The organism is Rhodanobacter thiooxydans, from assembly GCF_021545845.1.
In the GTDB taxonomy this organism is placed as follows: domain Bacteria; phylum Pseudomonadota; class Gammaproteobacteria; order Xanthomonadales; family Rhodanobacteraceae; genus Rhodanobacter.
In genome coordinates, this window is sequence record NZ_CP088923.1 from 920,819 (window position 1) to 942,207 (window position 21,389).

Here is a 21,389-nt window from a genome sequence, read left to right on the forward strand (position 1 = left end):
ATCCCGAATCCCTGCTCCAAAAGCATCGCCCGCGAGCGGGCTCCTACACGCGCGGTGATGAGTCGGCGTGGCGGGCGTCGATCCAGTCGGCGACGGCTTGCGGGTGTTCGAGGTGCAGGTGGTGGCCGCCTTCCAGGTGGCTGACCGCGATATCCGCCACGCAGGCGGCGCGGGCCTGCATCATTGCGTCGGGCAGGTAAGGCGTCGCTGGTTGCGCCAGCAGCAGCGCGGTGGGTGCGTCGATCCCGCGTAGCAGCGCATGCAGCTGCGACTCCGCCAGTCGTACGGCGCTGGGGCGGGTCAGCCGCGGGTCGCTGCGCCAGCGCCAGCCGCCGTCGGTTTCGGCCAGGCCGCGTTCGACGATCGGCTGCGCCAGTTCGGCGGGCAGGCCGCTGGCCAGACGACGCGCGGCGACCGCCTGGGCGACGTCGCGGAACACCCGCAGCGGCTTGCCGTTGCCGCTGCGTGGGGCCAGCGCGTCGCGGAAGCGCTGCAGGGTGTGCGTGCCGTCGTCGCCGAGCGGCCCGAGGCCCTCGACCAGCAGCAGGCGCGCGATCCGCTCCGGCCGTGCCGCGGCGGCCAGACTGGCGACGCCGGCGCCCAACGAGTGGCCGAGCAGGGTGTAGTGCTCCAGTTGCAGGGCGTCGGCGGCGGCCAGCACCGCCTGCACGTGGTCGACGTAGTGGTAGCTGGCGCCGGCGGCGAGATGGCCGGAGTGGCCATGGCCGGGCAGGTCCAGCGCGATCACTCGCCAGCGCGCGGCCAGCCGCGGCGCCAGCCGCGCGAAGCTGCCGGCGTTGTCGAGCCAGCCGTGCAGCGCCAGCAGCGGCGGCAGGCTGTCGTCGCCCCACACCTGCGCGGCCAGGCTCAGCGACGGCAGCGCGATGCGGCGTTCGTGCGGATCGCTCACGCGTCGGCTTCCGGCCAGCCGCCCAGGTGCCGCTGTACCAGCGCGGCGAGGCTGGCGACCTGTTCGGTGCTGTCGTTGAGCGCGGGGATGTAGCGCAGTGACTCGCCGCCGGCGGCGGTGAAGAAGTCGCGGTTCTGCATCGCAATCTCCTCCAGCGTCTCCAGGCAGTCCACCGCGAAACCGGGGCAGGCCACGTCGAGCCGGCGCACGCCCTCGCCGGCCAGCCGGCGCACGGTGGCGTCGGTATATGGTTCGAGCCAGTGCTCGCGACCCACCCGCGACTGGAAGCTGACGACCATCTCGTCTTCGCCCAGTCGCAGCCGTTCGCGCAACAGCCGTGCGCTGCGCCGGCACTGCTCCGCATACGGATCGCCCAGCCGCGCGTAGCGCTCGGGAATGCCGTGGAACGACAGCAGCAGCTTCTCGCCGCGGCCGTGCGACGCCCACCAGCGCTCGATGCTCGTCGCCAGCGCCGCGATGTGGCCCGGGTCATCGTGATAGTCGTTGACGAGGCGCAGCTCCGGCGGCCAGCGCAGCTGCTTGCAGGCATCGGCCACCGCGTCGATCACCGAGCCGGTGGAGGTGGCCGAATACTGCGGGTACAGCGGCAGCACCAGCAGTCGACGCACGCCCTCGCGCTGCAGTCGCTCGATCGTCGGCGCCACCGACGGCTCGCCGTAGCGCATCGCCAGCGCCACCCGCAGCGCGCCGGGGCGCTGGCGGTCGAACTCCGCCTGCAGCGCCGCCGCCAGCGCTTCGCTGCCGTAGCGCAGCGACGAGCCGCGCTCGTTCCAGATGCGCGCGTAGGCGTGCGCCGAGCGGGCCGGCCGCACGCGCAGGATCACCCCGTGCAGGATCGGCCACCACAGCCAGCGCGGGTAGTCGATCACCCGCGGGTCGCTGAGGAACTCGGCCAGGTACGGCCGCACCGCGGCGGCGGTCGGCGCCGTCGGCGTGCCCAGGTTGACCAGCAGCACGCCAGCCTGAACGGGCTGAACGGCCGGCGCATCGGAATCGTCGGCAACGCCGGTATAGTGGTTGCTGCGTGGCATCGTGACAGTCGTGGCTGCGCTGACCGCGTAGTCTGCCACAAGCCCGGTGCAGCGCGTGGCGCCGCCCTTTCCCCGAACCCGAGTGGAGCTGCTCCATGTTGAAGACATCGCTGCGACGTCTGCTGCTGGCCGCACTGGTCCTGTGTCTGCCGAGCGTGGCCGTGCACGCCGAGGACCCGCCGCTGGTGCGCGCCGCCAATGCGGTGCGGGTGATGAACGACATCATGCAGGCGCCGGACAAGGCGATCCCGAAGGACCTGCTGCAGAACGCCCGCGCGATCGCGGTGATCCCGGACATGATCAAGGCCGGCTTCATCTTCGGCGGTCGCCGCGGCGAGGGGCTGATTTCGGTGAAGAGTCCGAACGGCACCTGGTCCAACCCCAGTTTCATCACCATGACCGGCGGCAGCGTGGGCTTCCAGGCCGGCGTGTCCTCGACCGACGTGATCCTGGTGTTCCGCACCCAGCGCGGCGTGGATTCGATCGTCAACGGCAAGTTCACCCTGGGTGCCGACGCCTCCGCCGCGGCCGGCCCGGTCGGGCGCACCGCCAGCGCTTCCACCGACGCGCAGATGAAGGCCGAGATCTACTCCTATTCGCGCAGCCGCGGCCTGTTCGCCGGCGTGGCGCTGGACGGTTCGGCGCTGCGCATCGACTATGATGCGAACGCCGCGGTGTACGGCGCCGGCATCACGCCACGGCGCATCTTCGAGGGCGGCGTGGGCAACGTGCCGACGCCGGTGGTCGACTTTCGTGACCGTCTCGAAGAGTACACTTCGCGCTGATGCGGAAAGGCCGGCGCGCGTGGCTCGATGGGTTTCCGGTTCCCTCCGTTCTAGAGGTCATTCATGAGTATCTGGCATCTGATAATCCTGCTGGTGGTGGTGGTGGTGATCTTCGGCACCGGCAAGCTTCGCCACATCGGCTCGGACCTCGGCAACGCCATGCGGGACTTCAAGAAAGGCCTCAATGGCGACGAGGACGAGGCCAAGCGCAAGGAAGAGGCCGAGCGCCTGCGCGCCGATCCGCCGGCCAGCTCCGCTGACAAGGCGACGCAGGGCCAGCGCGACTCCAGCGACCCGAAGTAAGCCGCGGGCGGCGGGCGGGTTGCGGCGATGATCGAGATCAGCTTCGGCAAGCTGGTGCTGCTTGCGCTCATCGCGCTGATCGTGCTCGGCCCGGAGAAACTGCCGGGCGCCGCGCGTACCGCTGGGGCCCTGCTGCGGCGCATGCGAAGCAGCTGGGACAACGTGCGCGCGGAGGTCGAGCGCGAACTGCAGATCGAGGAGATCAAGCGCGCCGCGCGCGAAGCTGCGGCAAAGGCGGAAGCGGCGCAGGGCGAACTGGACGCCACGCTGGCGCAGGTGCGCGAGATGCAGCACGCCGCGCTGGCGGTTGACGGCAGCCCGGCAGCCGCCGAGCCGCCCGCCGCAGTCGCCGGCGCCGCGACCGAGCCGCAGGCGGCAGCGGAGCCAGACCGCGCCACCGGCGACCTGTTCGCCGACACCGCCGCGCCAGCACCGAAAGCCCCGGAGTCGCCGCATGGCCGCGCCTGAGCCGGAGGTCGATCTGCAGCAGGGTCTGTTCTCGCACCTGCTGGAACTGCGCTCGCGCCTGCTCAAGGCCAGCGCCACCGTGCTGGTGGTGCTGCTGGCGCTGGTGCCATTCGCCAACCGCCTGTACACGGAACTGGCCGCGCCGCTGGTGGCGCGGCTGCCCGAGGGCGCGCACCTGATCGCCACCGAGGTGGCCAGCCCGTTCGTCACGCCGTTGAAGCTGGCGTTCTACGTGGCACTGTTCATCAGCATGCCGATGATCCTGTATCAGCTGTGGGCCTTCGTCAGCCCCGGTCTGTACAAGCACGAGAAGCGCCTGGCGCGACCGCTGCTGGCCGCGGCGCTGGTGCTGTTCTACATCGGCTGCGCGTTCGCCTATTTCCTGGTGCTGCCGGCGGCGTTCCGCTTCCTCACCGCGATCACGCCGCAGGGGGTGGAGATGATGACCGACATCACCCACTACCTCGATTTCGTGATGCTGATGTTCTTCGCATTCGGGCTGTGCTTCGAGGTGCCGGTAGCGGTGGTGGTGCTTGCCGCGGTGGGCGTCATCGACCTGGACAAGCTGCGCGCCAGCCGGCGCTACGCCATCGTCGGCGCGTTCGCGATCGCCGCGTTCATCACCCCGCCGGACATCACCTCGATGATCATGCTGGCGGTGCCGATGTACCTGCTCTACGAGCTGGGCATACTGGCGGTGCGCTGGCTGGTGAAGCCGGGCTCGTTGAAGCGCGACGCCGGCTGAGAGCCTTTCAGTAAAGGTCGATCGGATCGACGTCCAGCGACCAGCGCAACCTGCGCGCCGAGGGCAGTGCGTTCAGCGCCAGCTGCCACGGCCGCAGCATCGCGTGCAACGCCTGCCGGCTGGCCGATTCCAGCAGCAGCTGGCCACGCTGGCGACCCGCGCGCAGCGGCATCGGCGCGGGCATCGGCCCGGCAACCTGCAGTCGATCGTCGGCGGGCAGCGCGGCATGCGCGGCGGCTAGGAACGCCTCGACCTGCTCGCGCTGCACCGCTTCGGCGCGCAGCAGCACCTGGTGGCTGTACGGCGGCAGGCGGATCAGCCGGCGCTCGGCCAGCAGTTCGCGTGCGGCCGCGGCATAACCCTGGGCGAGCAGGCAGCGCAGCAGCGGGTGTTCGGGCTGGTGCGTCTGCAACAGCACGCGGCCGGGCTTGCGCGCGCGGCCGGCGCGGCCGGCCACCTGCACCACCAGTTGCGCCAGCCGTTCGCCAGCGCGGAAGTCGATGCTGTGCAGGCCTTCGTCCACGCCGACGATCGCGACCAGGGTGAGGTTGGGCAGGTCGTGGCCCTTGGCCAGCATCTGGGTGCCGACCAGGATCGCCGGCTGGTCGTCGCGCAACGTGGCCAGCAGCTGCTCGAACGCGTCGCGGCGGCGGGTGGTCTCGCGGTCCACGCGCAGCACCGGCACCTGCGGGAACTGCGCCAGCAGCGCTTCCTCCAGCCGCTCGGTGCCCTGGCCCTGCGCTTTCAGCTCGCCGGCGCCGCAGGTCGGGCAGGCCGGCGGCACGCGTTGGCGGTAGTCGCAGTGGTGGCAGATCAGTTGGCGCCGGCCCGCGTGCAGGGTCAATGGGCGCTCGCAGCGCGGGCAGGCCGCGTGCCAGCCGCAGGCATGGCACAGCAGCACCGGTGCGTAGCCGCGGCGGTTGCGGAACACCAGCGCCTGCTCGCCGCGCGCCACCGTCTCGGCCACCGCGGTCAGCAGCGCCGGCGACAGGCCGTGTTCCAGATGCTGCGCGCGCATGTCGACGATCTGCACCATGGGCGGTCGCACCGCGCCGGGGCGGGCGCGCAGGTGCAGGCTGCGGTAGCGGCCGGCCTCGACGTTGGCCAGCGACTCCAGCGACGGCGTGCCCGAGCCCAGCAGCACCGGCACGCCCAGTGCGCGGGCGCGCACCAGGGCCAGGTCGCGGGCGTGGTAGCGGAAGCCTTCCTGCTGCTTGTAGGCGCCGTCGTGTTCCTCGTCGACGATGATCAGACCGGCCCGTGGCAGCGGGGTGAACACCGCCGAGCGGGTACCCAGGATCACCCGCGCGCTGCCGGCGCGGGCGCGCAACCAGGCGCGCGCGCGATCACCCTCGGACAGGTTCGAATGCAGCACCTCGACGCCCACCCCGAGCCGCTCGCGCAGGCGCCGCACGGTCTGCGGCGCCAGGCCGATCTCCGGCACCAGCAGCAGTGCTTGCCTGTCCTGGGCCAGCACCTGTTCGATCAAGGCCAGGTAGACCTCGGTCTTGCCGCTGCCGGTGACGCCGTCGAGCAGGAACGGCTGGTATTGGCCGAGGCTGGCGCCGACGCTGGCCACCGCCTGCCGTTGCTCGTCGTTGAGCGGCGGCGCCCGCGACGGCGCCAGCGGGCGGACAGACGGCGGTCGCTCGCTGCGTTCGAGCAGGCCGACTGCGGCCAGCCGGCGCGCCGCCTCGCGCCAGCCAGGCTGGCGTTCGCCCAGTTGCTGCGCGCTCAACGCACCGCCGCTCAGCAGGGCCAGCAGCGCCTTGCTGCTGCCGCGGCGGCTGCCGGCGTCGTGGGCGCTGTGGCCGGCGCTGGTGAGCGACCAGTATTCGTCGCCGATCGGCGGCAGCGGCTTCGGCTCGCGCAGGGCCAGCGGCAAGGCGTTGGCGTAGGCCTCGCCCGGCGCGCCGAGCCAGTAGTCGGCGGCCCAGGCCAGGGTCTGCATCAGCTCGGCATCGAGCAGCGCGTCGTCGTCGAGCAGGCGCAGCGTCTGCTTCAGCCGGCCGCCGTCCACCGCGGTTTCGGCGTCGATCGCCACCACCACGCCAACCAGCCGGTGGCGACCGAACGGCACCAGCACCCGGCTGCCCACGCCGGCTTCGCCGCTGGCCGGCGGCAGGTAGTCAAACAGGCTGGGCAGGGGAACCGGCAGGGCGACGCGAAGAACGGCGGGCATGGGCTACCTCGTGGCGGGCCAGTGTAACCGCCGCCCGCGGCAGCCCGCGTCCGATGGATGGCTGCCGCGGCAGGTGTGCCGCCGCGGTCAGCTTGCGCGGACTTGCTGCCCGCTTGTCGAGGAGTCGTGGGTAAGTGGCTAGCGTCCGGAGGTTTTTGCGCTTATCCACAAACGTTGTGGATAAGTCTGTGGATGCCACGGGTAGGGGGGGCTTCAAAGCGCACCGTGACGCCTTCGGCGACACTCTGACGAGGTTTTGGTCACGAAAAAAAGTCCTTTTCGTTCAATGGTCTGCAAATGTCGGCAAGTTGCAGTTCACACAATTGACAACTTGCTTGCGCTTGCCTTGACAGGCTGGTGACGCTGTGCAAAACCGCCGCGCCGCGGCCTCGGTGGGCCATGCCCGGCGCGGTGGCGACCATCAGCACCAGCGCCAGCAGCCAGAAGTGGCGCCAGCCGACGAACCAGAATTTCAACACGGTCATCGGCCAGCCCGGCTGGTAGACCCGCTTCTGCATCAGCAGCAGGTGGACCGGCGCCACCGCACCAGCAGCCACAGGAACAGGAAAGCATGGCTGTGCAGCACCACGATCAGGTGCTCCATGTGGATCCGCCGCTTGAACACATAGAACAGCTTCAGCAGCAGCGCGTAGATCGGCAGCAGCACCAGCATGGCGCCCGGCAGCTTGCCGAAGACGCCGTTGACCATGCGTTCCTTGGCCGCTTTGCGGCTGACCGCGTCGCCATGCCGGTAGATGTGCGAGTTGTTGCCGATGCGCTGCCAGGCGGCGGTCAGCTGACGGTCGGCGACATCGGGCAGCCAGGCCAGCCGCAACGGCTGCAGCGGCGCGATGGCCGTGCCGCGGTCGACCGCCGGCGGCCGTCGTCGGGGGCAGCGGTGGGGCGTGCAGTTCGGTCAGCCGCTGCTGCACGCCGATCGCTTGCGCAGCCATCGCGCCGCTGCCGAAGGTACGCACCGCGTCGAGCGCGTTCGTCTTGCGCTCCAGCAGCCTGCGCACCTCTTTCGCGCTGGCGGCCTGCATGAAGTCCTCGTCGCGGTCGAGCAGCATCTTCTGCTGGCGCTGTTCGCCGCTGCGGGTGATCGCCGCCGAGGTGGCCAGGTGCAACACGAAGAAGCTCAGCAGGCACAGCACAGCACGAACATCAGCCGGAACGGCGCGATGTAGCGCATGCGGCGGCCGGCGAAGTATTCCAGGGTGAGGAAGCCCGGTTTCAGGAACAGCGCCGGCAGCGTGCGCAGGATGCGGCTGTCGATGCGCAGCAGGGTTTCCACCACCTCTACAGCCATGTGGCGCATCGGCTTGAGCACGCGGTGGATCGACGGTCCGCATGCATGGCAGAACCCGCCCTGCATGGCGACGCCGCAGTCGGCGCAATGCAGGTCTTCGTAACGGGTCAGCTGCTTCATCGCGGTTCCCTTGCCGGTGCAGCGGGCGACCTGCGCACGTGCCGGCGGCGTGCCGGCCGTGACCAATGGCTCAGGTAGAATGGCCGACCCTGGAGTGTGCTGTGTCGATGAAACCTTTCCACCCCGAACGCGCGCATCTGTTGCACGAGGTGCGCGCCACCGTGCGCCTCGCGCTGCCGCTGATCGCCGCGCAGCTGGCCGCGGTCGGCAGCAACGTGATCGACGCGGTGCTGGCCGGTCACGTCAGCGCGCACGTGCTGGGCGCGGTGGCGGTGGGCGCCAGCATCTGGTCGCTGGCGATCGTCTGCGGCATCGGCATGATGATGGCAGTGCCGCCGTCGGTGGCCCAGCTGGACGGTGCCGGCCGCCGCGGCGAGGTCGGCGCGGTGTTCCAGCAGGCGCTGTGGCTGGCGCTGGGCATGGGCGTGCTGCTGTGGTTCGCGGTGCGCCACGCACAGCCGCTGATCGAGCTGATCGGGGTGACGCCGAGCCTGCGCCACGACGTACAGCGTTTCCTGCTGGCGATCAGCTGGGGCGCGCCGGCGCTGACCTGTTATTTCGCGCTGCGCGGTCTGTCCGAGGGGTTGTCGCTGACCCGACCGTCGATGTACTTCAGCCTGGGCGGGCTGGTGCTGCTGGTGCCGCTGGGCTACGTGCTGATGTTCGGCAAGCTGGGCATCCCGCCGCAGGGCGCGCATGGCTGCGGCGTGGCCACTGCGATCGTGCTGTGGCTGGAGCTGCTGGCGTTCGGCGTCTACGTGATCTTCCGGCGCAACTATCGCGGACTGGGCCTGTTCGACCGTTTCGAATGGCCCGACCGGCGCCGAATCGGCGCGCTGGTGCACATCGGCCTGCCGATGGCGGTGACCTTGCTGGCCGAGGCCGGGCTGTTCGTGGCTACCGCGCTGATCATCGCCACGCTGGGCGAGGACGTGATCGCCAGCCACCAGGTGGCGATCAACATCGCCTCGCTGTTCTTCATGATTCCGCTCGGCCTGGCCATGGCGATCACCGTGCGCGTGGGCAACGCGGTGGGCCGCGGCGACGAGCGCGGCGTGCGTTACGCCGGCTTCTGCGGGATCGGCCTGACCCTGCTCACCCAGCTGTTCTCGGCCGCCCTGATGCTGGGCCTGCCGCACTTCATCGCCTCGCTGTACACGCACGAGCCGAAGGTGATCGCGCTGGCCGCGCAGCTGATCATGCTGGCCGGGCTGTTCCAGTTCTCCGACGGCATCCAGGTCGCCGCCAATGGCGCGCTGCGCGGCCTCAAGGACACCCGCGTGCCGATGGCGATCACCCTGTTCGCGTACTGGATGATCGGCATGCCGGTGGGCTGGTGGCTGGCGTTCCATCACGGCATGGGTGCGCGCGGTATGTGGATCGGCCTGATCGCCGGCCTCTCGGCGGCGGCCGCGATGCTGTTCACCCGCTTCTGGCGCAGCGCCTGGCGCCAGCGCTGGCGCCGCCCCGTGCCGATGACCGCGCCAGCCTGAGCGGCTACGCTTACCCCGACGATTCCGGATACCTGCCGACATGACGCTTCCCCCGCCGCCACCGCCCCGCCGCAACGGCTTCTGGGCCTTCCTGCGCACGCTCGGGCGCGGCATCAACCTGCTGCGGCTGGTGATCCTCAACCTGGTGTTCTTCGGCGTGCTGGGCGTGCTGCTGTTGCTGCTGGCCGCGGGCGTGCTGGGCAGCCGCAGCGCGCGCACGGTGCAGGACGCCAGCGTGCTGGTGCTCCGGCCGCAGGGCCAGCTGGTCGAGCAGTACAGCATCGACCCGCTGCAGCGCGCGCTGGCCGGCCTGTCCGGCGAACAGCCCAGGCAGGTACAGCTGCGCGATCTGGTCGACGCGATCGACGCGGCGGCGAAGGACCAGCGGATCAGCCGCATCCTGCTGCTGCCGGACCAGCTGCAGGGCGGCGGCTTTGCCGCGCTGCGCGAGGTCGGTGCGGCGCTGGACCGTTTCCGCGCCGCGGGCAAGCCGGTGGTGGCCTGGGCGGTGAACCTGGACCAGGGCCAGTACTACCTGGCCGCGCATGCCGACCGCCTGCTGGTCGACCCGCAGGGCGGCGTGATGATCACCGGGCTGGCCAACTACCGGCTGTTCTACAAGGACCTGCTGGACAAGCTCGGCGTCGACGTGCACCTGTTCCGCGTGGGCGAGTTCAAGAGCGCGGCCGAGCCGTACATCCTCGACCACGCCTCGGCCGAGGCGAAGCAGGCCGACAGCTACTGGATGGGTGGCCTGTGGAACGGCTGGGTCGACGAGGTGGCGGCCATGCGCAAGCTGGACCCGGCCACGCTGCGCGACGACATCGACAACCTGCCACAACACATCGCCAGCACCCAGGGCAACCTGGCCCAGCTGGCGTTGCAGCAGCACCTGGTCGACGGCCTGGCCACCCGCGCCGAGCTGATCGCGATGATGCGCAAGGAAGGCGTCCCGGCCGACCGGAAAGGCCACAGCTTCCGCCAGGTCGACTTTGCCCGTTACGCGGCCGCTCTACCGCACGACGCCGAAGCGTTCGCGCCGGGCGTGGCGATCGTGGTGGCCGAGGGCGAGATCGCCGGCGGCAAGCGTGGGGCCGGCTCGGTCGGCGGTGAATCCACCGCGGCGCTGATCCGCGAGGCGCGCGAGGACCGCAAGACCCGCGCGCTGGTGCTGCGGGTCAACTCGCCCGGCGGCGAGGTGTACGCGGCCGAGCAGATCCGCCGCGAGATCGAGCTGACCCGCAGCGCGGGCATCCCGGTGGTGGTGTCGATGGGCGACGTGGCGGCCAGCGGCGGCTACTGGATCGCGATGAACGCGAACCGCATCTATGCCGAACCGAACACCATCACCGGCTCGATCGGCATCTTCGGCATGTACTACACGGTGCCGAACACGCTGGCCAAGCTCGGCATCAAGAGCGATGGCGTCGGCACCGGCCCGCTGGCCGGCGCGTTCGACATCAGCCGCCCGCTCGACCCGAAGGTCGGCGCGGTGATCCAGGCGATCATCGACAAGGGCTACCGCGACTTCGTCGGCAACGTGGCCAAGGCACGCGGCAAGAGCTACGGGGCGATCGACACGATCGCGCAGGGCCGGGTGTGGACCGGCCGGCAGGCGCTCGCGCGCGGCCTGGTCGACCAGCTCGGCGGGTTGCAGGACGCGGTCGCCGACGCGGCCAGCCTGGCCAAGCTCAGCAAGGGCTATCCGGTGCGCTATGTGGAAGCGCCGCTGGGCGGCTTCGAGCGCTTCCTGGTCGGACTCAACCAGAACGCGGCCATGCACGTGCTGCAGTCGTGGGGCGTGCGCCTGCCGGACTGGTTCGCCCAGCTGCCGGCGCTGGCGCCGGAACTCGAACTGCTGCGCCACGCGAAGGCGGGCACGCCGAACATCTACGCGGACTGCCTGTGCCGCCCGCGCTAGCAGCGTGGGCGGTGGAAACGTTCGTGGCGAAAAGGCCTCTGCAGGAGTCCATCCCTGGAGCCAGTCGGTGGCAGGCTCCGCGGGCGATGCCGTTCGTTACAGCATCGTAGGGCGGGCACTGCCCGCCGCTCCTGGCGCGGATCGTGGAAGAGCTGGCGGGCCGTGCCCGCCTCTACGAAGAGCTGTTGTGCACGAGGGGCCTATTGCGTTTGCGCCTCGATCTGCTTGCGCTGTTCCTCGGCCTGCTGGTCGACCGTCTTCTGCACGTCCTTGGCGCGCTGTTCGGCCTTCTTCATCTCGTCGAACGGCGTGGCCACCTGTTGCGCGGGCTTGGCCTGCGGCTCCGGCGGTTTGCCGGAGCAGGCGGCGAGGGCGAGGACGCAAAGCAGGGGCGGCAGCAGCTTCATGGCGGTTCTCGTGGGGAATCGGCGGCGCCGAGTGTCCCGCCGCGGCGGCCCGGCTGGCAAGGCACCGCGGGCTATGCGGAGGTATTGGGCAGGCTCTAAGCTGCGCCCATGAACAGCCGCCTCGACGCCTGGCAACTGCATGGCCACACCGCCCTGATCACCGGCGCCAGCAAGGGCATCGGCTACGCCACCGCGCGCGAGCTGGCCGGGCTGGGCGCCGACCTGCTGCTGGTGGCGCGCGACGAGGATTATCTCGAACAGGTGCGGGTGGAGCTGGCCGACGAGTTCGCCGGCGTCGAGGTGCTGGCGTTCGGCGCGGACCTGACCGAGGCGGAGGACCGCCTGGCGGTGTTCGACTGGATCGCCGACCTCGGCGCGCCGGTGTCGCTGCTGGTCAACAACGCTGGCGGCAACCAGCCCGGGGCCACGCTGGACTACCGCGAGGACGACTACCGCGCGATCTTCGAGCAGAACCTGTTCTCCGCCTTCGAAATGTGCCGGCTGGCGCATCCGCAGCTGGTGCAGCACGCGAACGCGGCGATCGTCAACGTCGGTTCGGTCTCCGGCATCACCCACGTGCGCACCGGTTCGCCCTACGGCATGAGCAAGGCGGCGCTGCACCAGCTCACCCGCAACCTGGCCGCCGAATGGGCGGTGGACGGCATCCGCGTCAACGCGGTGGCGCCGTGGTACATCCGCACCCAGCGCACCGATCCGGCGCTGGCCGATGCCGACTACCTGGACGAGGTGCTCGAGCGCACCCCGTTGGAGCGCATCGGCGAGCCGGAGGAAGTGGCCGCGGCGATCGCCTTCCTGTGCCTGCCGGCGGCCAGCTACATCACTGGCCAGGTGCTGGCGGTGGACGGCGGGTTCCTGAACTACGGCTTCTGAGCGGTTGTGATTTTTTCAACCTCTCAGGCTGGCCACGGCGAGGGCATGGCGAGGGTATGGATGCCCGAGTTGAGGCAACGCAGGAGCAGTTGCCCGAGGGCCGGGCGTGTACCGGACTCGCGATCGAAGAAAACCACAGGATGTGGTTTTCTTCACAAGCTCTGAGAGGGTGTCGACAAAATAAAAATAGGCTGCGAACATGCCGTAAACAGGCACTTTGGGCGGGTTTGAATGAGCAAGACCGAGGCGACGCCGGTGAAACGAGGGCGCAAGCCGAGCCTGAACGCAGGGCATGTCACCGCCTTGCGTACCATCGTGAAGGCATCGCCGCACGCGACCTTGGACGAGGTGACCGGCGCGTTGCGTGAGCAAACGAAGGTCAAGGTCTGTTCGGCCACGGTGCGCAAGGCGCTGCGGCAGGCCGGTATCCACAAGGCGAAGCCTGCCATCGCCAAGCCGGAACCCACGCCGGCGGATGGTGCACCCCAACGCTATGGCTATACGGCAAGGCATCGGCGCAAGGAAGGTGCCAGCGGCATGAACACCGACCTGACCGACGCGGAATGGGCGTGGGTGGCTGACTTGTTCGAGCGCGATGGCGGGCAGGGGCGGCCCGTAAGCTATGCGCGCAAACGCGTCGTCGACGCCTGTTGTTATGTGGTGCGCACGGGGTGCGCCTGGCGCTTGCTGCCCAAGAGCTTCCCGCCGTGGGCCAGTGTCCACAAGACGTTCAGCCGCTGGGCGAAGGCCGGTTTGTTCGAAGCCATGCATGATCGTCTGCGCGCCCAGTGGCGGGAACGCGAAGGCCGCAAGCCCGAGCCCACGGCCGGCGTGATCGACGCACAAAGCAACCGCAGCAGCGCGCAAGGCGGCATGACTGGACGCGACGCCGGCAAGAAGGTCAAGGGTCGCAAACGCCACCTGTTGGTGGACACGCTCGGGTGGTTGTTGGCGGTGAGCGTGACCGCCGCCAGTGTGCAGGATCGCGATGCCGCGCCCGCCGTTGTGGATCAAGCCGTTGCCAAGGTTCCTGGACTGCTCAAGCTCTATGCCGACGGCGCCTACGCCGGCAAGTGCAAGGAAGGCATCGAGGCCGCGCACCCGAGCTTGAAGGTCGAGATCGTTCGCCACCCGCAAAACCGCAACACGGGATCGTGGCAGGGTGCACAGCTTCCGCTACTGCCCGACCCCGTGGCCAAAGGCTTCGTCGTCCTTGCCAAACGCTGGGTTGTTGAGCGCACCCATGCCTGGAACGAGCGCGCCCGGCGACTGATGGTGCACCATGATCGCTCCGCATGGGCGCCGGTGGCTTGGGTCTGGTTAGTCGAAGCGCGTATCCCCGCCACTAGACTCGCAAGCTGATTGTTTTGTCGACACCCTCTGAGCGGCTGCCTCAGAACTCGGCCTCGTGCTCCTCGGCGGCAAAGCCGACGGTCACCGCGCCTTCGCCCACGTTGACCATGCCGGTGATGCTCATCGGCGCCGCCATCAGTTCGACGCCGCATTCCGCACAGGCCTGGCGCAGCTCGGTATAGCCCGGCAAGTGGGGCAGCATCTCCAGGTCGCCGCCATAGCTGACGCAGACCACCGGCACCAGCAGGCCAGCGCGCACCCGCCGCGCCACGTAGCCGAACAGTGCCTCTGCGCCCTGGTCGAAACCGCGCACCTTGCCGACCGGGCTGGTCTCGCCGCGGAAGCAGCGCAGGATGGGCTTGATGTCCAGCGCGGTGCCCACCATCGCGCTGAGCAGGCTGACGCTGCGGTCGCCGCGCTTCTTGATGCGGTTGCGCAGGTGAATCAGGTCGCGCGGCAGCATGTAGCCGTAGCTGTGGTTGGCGATGTGCACCAGGCGTTCGCGGATCGTCGACGGCGGCTCGTTGGCGGCGATCAGCCGGGCCGCTTCGCAAACGGCTGGGGCGGCGCCGGTGAAGACGTTGCCGGTGTCCACCACGCGCATCATGAACGGACCGGTCACGCCGGCCTTCTCGCGCACCTGGCGGTAGTTCTTCAGGATCGCGAAGCTGGCCCTGTTGACGTTCTCGTTGATCGGGCTGCGGGTGGCGGTGATGGTCAGGCAGAACACGCAATCCTGCTCCAGCACCAGCTTTTCCAGGAACAGCTTCTGCACCTCTTCCACCGGGCAGGGCTCGGTCTCCGCCGAGTGGCTGCGGTGGCCCAGGCGGCGGTCGATGAAGCGCTGGATCTCGGCCGCGTTGCGGTCGTCCATGAAGACCTCGCCGTCCAGCCGCACGGTAATCGGCATGATCGCGACACGGTGCTCCTGCAGGAATTCCTGCGGCAGGTCGCAGGATGCATCGATTGCCAGGCCCATCCTCATCGCGTGACCCCCCGATCATCAATGGCAGGGGAAACATAGCATGGTGGCTGCTGTAGCGGCATTCGCCGATGGTCGCGCGCGGTGGCACGCCGGTGCGGCAGCGTCGTCGCCGGGTGCGTGCGAACAGGCTCTAAGATGGCGCGACTGATCTGGCATCCCGCCGGCGTGGCGTCGCCGGCAACCCCACCGGGCATCGCTTCACTCATGAAAAGCAAACAGGAAATCGTCTCCAACTGGCTGCCGCGCTACACCGGCGTGCCGCTCGAGCAGTTCGGCGAGCACATCCTGCTGACCAACTTCGGCCACTACGTGGAGTTGTTCGCGCAATGGCACGGCGTGGAGGTACAGGGGCGCGACCGGCCGATGCCGAGCGCCACCGCCGACGGCATCACCCTGATCAACTTCGGCATGGGCAGCCCCAACGCCGCCACCATGATGGACCTGCTCAGCGCGATCGGACCGAAGGCCGCGCTGTTCCTCGGCAAGTGCGGCGGGGTCAAGAAGAAGAATCAGCTCGGCGACCTGGTGCTGCCGATCGCGGCGATCCGCGGCGAGGGCACCAGCAACGACTACCTGCTGCCGGAGGTGCCGGCGTTGCCGGCGTTCCAGCTGCAGCGCGCGGTCTCCACCATGATCCGCGACCTCGGCCACGACTACTGGACCGGCACGGTGTACACCACCAACCGGCGCGTGTGGGAGCACGACGAGGCGTTCAAGGACTACCTGCGGCGTACCCGCTGCATGGCGGTGGACATGGAAACCGCGACCATCTTCGCCGCCGGCTTCGCCAACCGCATCCCGTGCGGCGCGCTGCTGCTGGTTTCCGACCAGCCGATGATCCCGGAAGGCGTGAAGACCGAGGCCAGCGACCGCCGGATCACCTCGGCATTCGTCGAGGCGCATATCCGCATCGGCATCGAGGCACTCAAATTGGTGCGCCGCAACGGCCGCAGCGTGAAGCACCTGCGTTTCGAGGCCGAGGCGGAGACGGACTGAGAGGTTGTGATTTTTTCAACCTCTCAGACCGGCCACCGCGAGGGCATGGCGAGGGCATGGATGCCCGAGTTGAGGCAACGCAGGAGCAGTTGCCCGATGCCCGAGTTGAGGCAACGCAGGAGCAGTTGCCCGCTGGCCGGACATGAAACAGTCACGCCAGTGACTGTTTCATGTGACCGAGTCCGGGCGCGTACCGGACTCGCGATCAAAGAAAACCACAGGATGTGGTTTTCTTCACAAGCTCTGAGCCCATCGGACGCCGCGGGGCTCGCGTGGAATCGCGTGGCCACCGCTATCGGGGGCGGATCCGGCACAAAACGCAAGAAGTTTCGTGTTTTGAAATAGTTGACAAGATGTAAACACCGCGTAATACAGTAGCCGTCGGAACGCCGGCTGCATCGGCCGAACCGCGGGACGCGTGGACGACCACCAAGCCGCCTCGGCAAGGTCTGCCAGTGATGCAAGCTCGCACAGAGTGTTATTTGCCTGTTAGTATCGGCCCGGTCTGGGTTCCCCGGGTCAGGGGTTCGGCAACCCGGTCGGATGGTGTTTCGGGGCAGGACTCATGCAGATTCCGGCTTACGACAAAAATTAATCGGAGGGTGTTTTCATGAAACTTGGGGTCACAAAACTTTCTTCATCAGTCCGCCTCGCGCTTTCGTTGGGTGCGGTCATCGCAGTAGGTACCTCGGGCACGGTCTTCGCCCAGGACACGGGTAGCCAGGACACGAGCAAGCCCAGCCAGGAAAAGGCCCAGACACTGCAGACCGTCGTGGTCACCGGCTCGCACATCCGTCGCGTGGACCTGGAAACGTCCAACCCGGTCGTGACCATCGATGCCGCGCAGATCAAGGCCACCGGCAAGCTGACGCTGGGCGACATCGTGCAGCAGCTGCCGGCGGTGACCGGCGGCAACATCAACCCGCAGGTCAACAACAGCGGCGGCACCGGCGGCAGCAGCATCGGCCTGCGCGGCCTGGGCGCTCAGCGCACCCTGATCCTGATCGACGGCAAGCGCATCATCAACAGCGATCCGAACTCGATCCCGGCCGACATGATCGAGCGCATCGAAGTACTGACCGACGGCGCCTCCTCGGTGTACGGCTCCGACGCGATCGGCGGCGTGGTCAACTTCATCCTGAAGAAGGACTACCAGGGCGCCCAGTTCTCGGCGACCTACGGCGAGTCCGACCACAATGATGGCGCTACGACCGGTTACCGGTTCACGTTCGGCCAGACGTCCGACAAGGGCAGCATCATGGGCGGCGTCGACTACAACAAGACCGAAGCTGTGCTGGCCAAGAACCGCGACTTCTCCAAGAACGCGGTGTCGATCTACGGCAGCAGCCAGACCCCGATCTACAGCTACGTCGGTGGCTCCAGCTTCCCGGCCTACGGGCGCGTCCAGTTGCCGACCCAGTATCGGGGCACCGGCCCGGGACAGTACAACTGCAAGAACGTGGCGCTGAATCCGGGCGCCAGTGGCCAGAACATCGCCACCGACTACCACTGCTTCACCAATGCCGACAAGTACAACTATGCGGCGGTCAACCTGATCCAGACCCCGCAGGAGCGCACCAGCCTGTGGCTGAAGGGCACCTACAACCTGGGCGACCACGTCCAGGCCTACATGGACGCGTACCACAACAAGACCAGCTCGGGCTTCCAGCTGGCCCCGGCGCTGCTGGGCAGCCTGTACGGTGCGGTGATCTCCAAGGATGCGTACTACAACCCGTTCGGCCGGGAGTATTCGGCGGCCGGTCTGGACTACCGTGCACGCCTGGTGTCCGCCGGCAGCCGCGCGGCCAACTACGGCACCACCACCGACCAGATCCACACCGGTTTCAAGGGTGACTTCAACCTGCTGAACCACGACTGGAACTGGGACGTGGGCATGAGTTACGGCCACTTCTCGCAGCAGACCATCACCCGCGGCCTGCCGAACCAGGACAAGATCAACAAGGACCTGGGTCCGTCGCGTCTGGATGCTGCCTCCGGCAAGGTGGTTTGCAATTCTGGCGCGGCCGGCTGCATGCCGTTCAACCCGTTCAATCTGTTCGACCCGAACTCGGTGGCGGCCCTCCAGGCGGCCGCGGTGCCGGCGATCAGCAACCAGTTCAACATCGAGCGCGTGTACTCGGCCGACGTCAACGGCGGCGTGTTCGATCTGCCGGCCGGTACCGTGCAGTTGGCCGCGGGCGCTTCCTACCGCAAGGAGTACACCCGCGCGGAAATCGATCCGCTGCTGCTGATCGATCCGTCCACCGGCAACTGCACCCTGGGCAGCCAGTGCAGCTCGCCGCTGCGTGGCGGCTACAACGTGAAGGAGGCCTACGCCGAGGTGTTCGTGCCGATCCTGACCGACATGCCGTTCGCACAGTCGCTGAACGTCACCATCGGTGACCGCTACTCGAAGTACAGCACCTTCGGCAGCACCAACAACAAGAAGTTCGCGGTGGAATACCGCCCGATCACCGACCTGCTGCTGCGCGGCACGGTGTCCGAGGTGTTCCGTGCGCCGACCATCGGCAACGTCTTCGGCGCGCCGATCAGCGACGCACCGAAGCTCAGCAGCGACCCCTGCGACCACATCACCACCGCCAATCCGGCCTGCGTGGGCGTGCCGACCGATGGCAGCTTCGTCAACCAGGACGCGGCGCTCGGCCAGCAGATCAAGGGCATTTCCTCCGGCTCGAAGTACGCCGGGTTCCCGCTGGGGCCGGAGAAGGGCAAGTCGTTCGACCTCGGCCTCGTCTACTCGCCGAGCTACGTGCCGGGGCTGTCGCTCAGTGTCGACGCGTGGCACCTGTACCTGAAGGACACGATCTCCTCGATCGGCGCGCAGACCGTGCTCGACCTCTGCTACGCCGGCCTCAACCAGTACTGCCCGCTGGTCAGCCGCTTCCCGACCGGCAGCGCCAACCCCGGCCAGATCGCGCAGATCATCGAGCCGACCGGCAACCTGGGCCGCACGGACGTGGCGGGTGTCGACTTCTCGGCTCGCTACAAGCTGCCGGAATTCTCGTTCGGCAAGTTCGTGGTGGGCTTGGATGGGACCTACATGTCGCGCTATGACCAGCAGACCGCGCCGGGCACCAGTGCCAACACGGTGTTCCACGACGCCGGCCACTTTATGCCGTTCGGCTCCAGCCAGGCGTCGACCTGCCCGAGCGGTGGCGGCGTGTGCCTGTTCCCGCGCTGGCGCGGCAACGGCTTCGTGAACTGGGACCTGGGCGATTGGAGCGCTTCCTGGCGCATGCGCTACATCGGCGCGTTCCGCAACGGCTCGAAGAGCCCGTCGCAGGACACCAACCCGGTGCAGAACCTGCCGGGCGTGGTGTTCAAGTACGGCGCGACGATCTACAACGACGTGTCGATCGGCTACAACATCGAACAGTTCAACACGCGCCTGGACTTTGGCGTGAACAACCTGTTCGACAAGCAGCCGCCGTTCCTGTACGCCAACAACACCCTCAACGCCAACACCGATCCGAGCGACTTCGACCTGCAGGGCCGCTACTTCTGGGGCCGCGTGACGGTGTCGTTCTGATTGACTGGACAGCACTGAGTAGCTGAAGCTGACGAGCCGCGCGGGCAACCCGCGCGGCTCTTCTTTTTTGGATAGTTGCCTCTCCCGTGATCAACGACATTCTCAGCGCCCTGCAAAGCGGCCGGCCGGCCGAGGTGGAGCGCCTTTCCCGAGCCGCCCTGGCCGAGCGTCCCGACGATCCAGACCTCGCCTTGTTCCTGGCGATCGGCCTGCAGCAGCAGGGGCGCCTGGCCGAGGCGCTGGAGGTTTACGCGGCCTTGGCGCAGAAGCACCCCGACGACTCGCTGCACTGGGGCAATTACGCGACCGCGCTGCGTGAGGCGGGGCGCGTACAGGAAGCCGAGAACGCTTATCTGCGTTCGATCGCACTGGCGCCGGACAACGAGGAACAGCTGACCAACCTGGGCCTGCTGCAGCTCGAACGAAAGGATTACCCGGCCGCCCGCGACACGCTGCTGCGCGCCCATGCGCTGGACCCGGCAGCGCCGGCTGTACGCATTCATGCCGCGCGCGCCTGTTCAGCCTGCCGCGACTCGCGCGCGGAAGAGCTGCTCCGTCCCTGGCGCGACTGGACCTCGCTGGACGATCCGCTGCAGCTGGAACTCGCCGACCTGCAACTGGTGCTCGGCGAGGCGAACATTGCCCGCGTGTTGCTGGAGGAGCTGCTGGAGCGCAGCCCCGGCCATCTGCCGGCGCGTCTGTTGCTGGCCGCGGTCTATGAACGCGTCAACGACCTCGACGGCAGCGCGGCCCTGCTCGACCAGGTGGAGCGAAATCATCCGGCACTGGACGCCGAGGCGCAGCTGGAGATCGTCCACCAGCGCGCAAAGCTGGCGTTGCGCCGCGGGCAAACGGGGCAGGCGCGGCGGCTGCTTGAGCAAGCCGGACCGCGCACAGCCGACGACTATGCGCATTTCTTCTCCCTGGCCGAGGCCTGCGACAAGCTGCGCGATTACCCGGGCGCGATCGCCGCGCTGCACGAGGCGCATGCGCGCCAGATCGAGGAGCTGAAGCGCAACGCGCCGCGTCGCTTCGACCCCGCTGCGCCGGTGCTTCCGGCCGCGGTGGAACGCATCGGCGCCGAGGAGTTCCGGCGCTGGCCGGTGCTGCAAGGGCCCGACAGCACGAGCTCGCCCGTATTCATCGTGGGCTACCCGCGCTCGGGCACGACCCTGCTGGAACTGATGCTCGACGCCCATCCGGCACTGCAGTCGATGGACGAGCGGCCGTTCTTCACGATTCTCTCCGACCAGCTCGCCGATCACGGCATCACGGTGCCGCAGGATCTGCACAAGCTCGACCAGCATGCCTGCGACGAATTGCGCAAGGGTTACGTGAGCCTGGTCTGCTCGAAGATCCAGCGGCGCTGGAGCGCGCAGCTGGTCGACAAGAATCCGCTGAACATGCTGTGGCTGCCGCTGATCCATCGGCTGTTCCCCGAGGCGAAATTCATCCTCGCATTGCGTCATCCGTGCGACGTGCTGGTCAGCAACTACATGCAGAACTTCCGCGCCGCCGTGCTGGCGGTGGCGTGCGCCTCGATGGAGAAGCTGGCCACCGCCTACGTGACGGCGATGGAGTGCTGGCTGCACGACGTGGCGCTGTTCCAGCCGAACGTGTTCGTTTCCCGCTACGAGGATCTGGTGGCCGACCCGGCTGCACAGACGCGGCGCATCGCCGACTTCCTCGGCCTGGAGGACGCCACGCCGCTGCTGCATTTCGATCGCCACGCGCGCGACAAGGGCTTCATCGCCACGCCGAGCTACGCACAGGTCACCCAGCCGGTGAACCGCAAGGGGCTCGATCGCTGGAAGCGCTATCGCGAGGCGCTGGCACCGGCGCTGCCGATCCTCGATCCGATGCTCCGGCACTGGGGCTATTCGGTCGCGGACGCCGACGAATCCGCTGGTGGCTGATGC

19 protein-coding genes and 1 pseudogene are annotated in these 21,389 nt (G+C 68.4%); 12 read left to right on the forward strand and 8 right to left on the reverse strand.

Translation table 11 applies throughout. The features are described from left to right. Window positions 1–43: 43 nt before the first annotated feature. Entirely contained in the window at window positions 44–910 is an 867-nt protein-coding gene (locus LRK53_RS03925; RefSeq protein ID WP_027494098.1) for an alpha/beta fold hydrolase, read from the reverse strand. Further along, window positions 907–1,962 carry a ferrochelatase gene (gene hemH, locus LRK53_RS03930; RefSeq protein WP_027494097.1) on the reverse strand — a complete coding sequence of 352 codons (1,056 nt, stop codon included), beginning with the start codon at window positions 1,960–1,962 and terminating at the stop codon, window positions 907–909. The genes LRK53_RS03925 and hemH overlap by 4 nt, the downstream gene beginning before the upstream one ends. 95 nt (window positions 1,963–2,057) lie before the next feature. Here hemH and LRK53_RS03935 point away from each other — a divergent pair. The 4 genes and pseudogenes from LRK53_RS03935 to tatC form a co-directional block, all read left to right on the forward strand. Further along, window positions 2,058–2,744 (forward strand): annotated as a pseudogene (locus LRK53_RS03935) (lipid-binding SYLF domain-containing protein); the annotation flags it as partial. A 66-nt stretch (window positions 2,745–2,810) separates the two neighbouring features. Further along, complete coding sequence (locus LRK53_RS03940; protein ID WP_027494095.1) at window positions 2,811–3,050, forward strand: twin-arginine translocase TatA/TatE family subunit; 240 nt, start codon at window positions 2,811–2,813, stop codon at window positions 3,048–3,050. Between the two features lie 27 nt (window positions 3,051–3,077). Then, window positions 3,078–3,518, forward strand: coding sequence for a Sec-independent protein translocase protein TatB (gene tatB / locus LRK53_RS03945; RefSeq protein WP_027494094.1), 441 nt, complete (start codon window positions 3,078–3,080; stop codon window positions 3,516–3,518). Continuing rightward, entirely contained in the window at window positions 3,505–4,263 is a 759-nt protein-coding gene (tatC, locus tag LRK53_RS03950) for a twin-arginine translocase subunit TatC (protein ID WP_027494093.1), read from the forward strand. The genes tatB and tatC overlap by 14 nt, the downstream gene beginning before the upstream one ends. 7 nt (window positions 4,264–4,270) lie before the next feature. Here the strand turns inward: tatC and LRK53_RS03955 are convergent, their stop codons facing one another. The 3 genes from LRK53_RS03955 to LRK53_RS03965 form a co-directional block, all read right to left on the reverse strand. Next, window positions 4,271–6,445, reverse strand: coding sequence for a primosomal protein N' (locus LRK53_RS03955; RefSeq protein WP_027494092.1), 2,175 nt, complete (start codon window positions 6,443–6,445; stop codon window positions 4,271–4,273). Window positions 6,446–6,705: 260 nt separating this feature from the next. Further along, a complete protein-coding gene (locus tag LRK53_RS03960) occupies window positions 6,706–6,963 on the reverse strand; it encodes a hypothetical protein (RefSeq protein ID WP_235642515.1) in 258 nt (85 codons plus the stop codon). Beyond that, entirely contained in the window at window positions 6,963–7,280 is a 318-nt protein-coding gene (locus tag LRK53_RS03965) for a hypothetical protein (protein ID WP_027494090.1), read from the reverse strand. The genes LRK53_RS03960 and LRK53_RS03965 overlap by 1 nt, the downstream gene beginning before the upstream one ends. Window positions 7,281–7,350: 70 nt before the next feature. Between LRK53_RS03965 and LRK53_RS03970 the strand changes: the two genes are divergently transcribed. Further along, entirely contained in the window at window positions 7,351–7,632 is a 282-nt protein-coding gene (locus tag LRK53_RS03970) for a hypothetical protein (protein ID WP_235642516.1), read from the forward strand. On the opposite strand, the gene LRK53_RS03975 is transcribed toward LRK53_RS03970, so the two are convergent. Next, window positions 7,584–7,874 (reverse strand): DUF3667 domain-containing protein, encoded by a 291-nt coding sequence (locus tag LRK53_RS03975; RefSeq protein WP_235642517.1) that lies wholly within the window; start codon window positions 7,872–7,874, stop codon window positions 7,584–7,586. The genes LRK53_RS03970 and LRK53_RS03975 overlap by 49 nt on opposite strands. 107 nt (window positions 7,875–7,981) lie before the next feature. Between LRK53_RS03975 and LRK53_RS03980 the strand changes: the two genes are divergently transcribed. Both LRK53_RS03980 and sppA read left to right on the forward strand, forming a co-directional pair. Continuing rightward, on the forward strand, window positions 7,982–9,367 hold the full coding sequence (locus LRK53_RS03980) for an MATE family efflux transporter (protein WP_027494087.1): 1,386 nt from the start codon (window positions 7,982–7,984) through the stop codon (window positions 9,365–9,367). Window positions 9,368–9,407: 40 nt separating this feature from the next. Beyond that, a complete protein-coding gene (gene sppA / locus LRK53_RS03985; protein ID WP_235642518.1) occupies window positions 9,408–11,288 on the forward strand; it encodes a signal peptide peptidase SppA in 1,881 nt (626 codons plus the stop codon). A 200-nt stretch (window positions 11,289–11,488) separates the two neighbouring features. Here the strand turns inward: sppA and LRK53_RS03990 are convergent, their stop codons facing one another. After that, a complete protein-coding gene (locus LRK53_RS03990) occupies window positions 11,489–11,695 on the reverse strand; it encodes a hypothetical protein (RefSeq protein ID WP_027494085.1) in 207 nt (68 codons plus the stop codon). Window positions 11,696–11,803: 108 nt separating this feature from the next. Here LRK53_RS03990 and LRK53_RS03995 point away from each other — a divergent pair, with 108 nt between their 5' ends. After that, complete coding sequence (locus LRK53_RS03995; protein WP_027494084.1) at window positions 11,804–12,586, forward strand: SDR family oxidoreductase; 783 nt, start codon at window positions 11,804–11,806, stop codon at window positions 12,584–12,586. Window positions 12,587–12,817: 231 nt separating this feature from the next. Then, a complete protein-coding gene (locus tag LRK53_RS04000) occupies window positions 12,818–13,948 on the forward strand; it encodes an IS5 family transposase (RefSeq protein ID WP_235642519.1) in 1,131 nt (376 codons plus the stop codon). 31 nt (window positions 13,949–13,979) lie between these two features. Here LRK53_RS04000 and LRK53_RS04005 read toward each other — a convergent pair whose 3' ends face one another. After that, entirely contained in the window at window positions 13,980–14,924 is a 945-nt protein-coding gene (locus LRK53_RS04005; protein WP_027492897.1) for a DegV family protein, read from the reverse strand. Between the two features lie 204 nt (window positions 14,925–15,128). On the opposite strand from LRK53_RS04005, the gene LRK53_RS04010 reads away from it, so the two are divergent. From LRK53_RS04010 to LRK53_RS04020, 3 genes are all read left to right on the forward strand, one after another. Beyond that, complete coding sequence (locus LRK53_RS04010; RefSeq protein ID WP_039954136.1) at window positions 15,129–15,920, forward strand: AMP nucleosidase; 792 nt, start codon at window positions 15,129–15,131, stop codon at window positions 15,918–15,920. A gap of 610 nt (window positions 15,921–16,530) precedes the next feature. Further along, window positions 16,531–19,470 carry a TonB-dependent receptor plug domain-containing protein gene (locus tag LRK53_RS04015; protein ID WP_027492899.1) on the forward strand — a complete coding sequence of 980 codons (2,940 nt, stop codon included), beginning with the start codon at window positions 16,531–16,533 and terminating at the stop codon, window positions 19,468–19,470. A gap of 86 nt (window positions 19,471–19,556) precedes the next feature. After that, the gene (locus LRK53_RS04020) at window positions 19,557–21,386 is read left to right on the forward strand and encodes a tetratricopeptide repeat-containing sulfotransferase family protein (protein WP_235642520.1); all 1,830 of its coding nucleotides are present in this window, start codon (window positions 19,557–19,559) and stop codon (window positions 21,384–21,386) included. Window positions 21,387–21,389: the final 3 nt, after the last annotated feature.

Excerpts from the sequence above, each read along its gene's own strand:
- hemH (WP_027494097.1), bottom strand. The coding sequence starts at position 1,962 with ATGCCACGCAGCAACCACTATACCGGCGTTGCCGACGATTCCGATGCG.
- LRK53_RS03940 (WP_027494095.1), top strand. The coding sequence starts at position 2,811 with ATGAGTATCTGGCATCTGATAATCCTGCTGGTGGTGGTGGTGGTGATC.
- tatB (WP_027494094.1), top strand. The coding sequence starts at position 3,078 with ATGATCGAGATCAGCTTCGGCAAGCTGGTGCTGCTTGCGCTCATCGCG.
- tatC (WP_027494093.1), top strand. The coding sequence starts at position 3,505 with ATGGCCGCGCCTGAGCCGGAGGTCGATCTGCAGCAGGGTCTGTTCTCG.
- LRK53_RS03955 (WP_027494092.1), bottom strand. The coding sequence starts at position 6,445 with ATGCCCGCCGTTCTTCGCGTCGCCCTGCCGGTTCCCCTGCCCAGCCTG.
- LRK53_RS03960 (WP_235642515.1), bottom strand. The coding sequence starts at position 6,963 with ATGCAGAAGCGGGTCTACCAGCCGGGCTGGCCGATGACCGTGTTGAAA.
- LRK53_RS03975 (WP_235642517.1), bottom strand. The coding sequence starts at position 7,874 with ATGAAGCAGCTGACCCGTTACGAAGACCTGCATTGCGCCGACTGCGGC.
- LRK53_RS03980 (WP_027494087.1), top strand. The coding sequence starts at position 7,982 with ATGAAACCTTTCCACCCCGAACGCGCGCATCTGTTGCACGAGGTGCGC.
- sppA (WP_235642518.1), top strand. The coding sequence starts at position 9,408 with ATGACGCTTCCCCCGCCGCCACCGCCCCGCCGCAACGGCTTCTGGGCC.
- LRK53_RS03990 (WP_027494085.1), bottom strand. The coding sequence starts at position 11,695 with ATGAAGCTGCTGCCGCCCCTGCTTTGCGTCCTCGCCCTCGCCGCCTGC.
- LRK53_RS03995 (WP_027494084.1), top strand. The coding sequence starts at position 11,804 with ATGAACAGCCGCCTCGACGCCTGGCAACTGCATGGCCACACCGCCCTG.
- LRK53_RS04000 (WP_235642519.1), top strand. The coding sequence starts at position 12,818 with ATGAGCAAGACCGAGGCGACGCCGGTGAAACGAGGGCGCAAGCCGAGC.
- LRK53_RS04005 (WP_027492897.1), bottom strand. The coding sequence starts at position 14,924 with ATGAGGATGGGCCTGGCAATCGATGCATCCTGCGACCTGCCGCAGGAA.
- LRK53_RS04010 (WP_039954136.1), top strand. The coding sequence starts at position 15,129 with ATGAAAAGCAAACAGGAAATCGTCTCCAACTGGCTGCCGCGCTACACC.
- LRK53_RS04015 (WP_027492899.1), top strand. The coding sequence starts at position 16,531 with ATGAAACTTGGGGTCACAAAACTTTCTTCATCAGTCCGCCTCGCGCTT.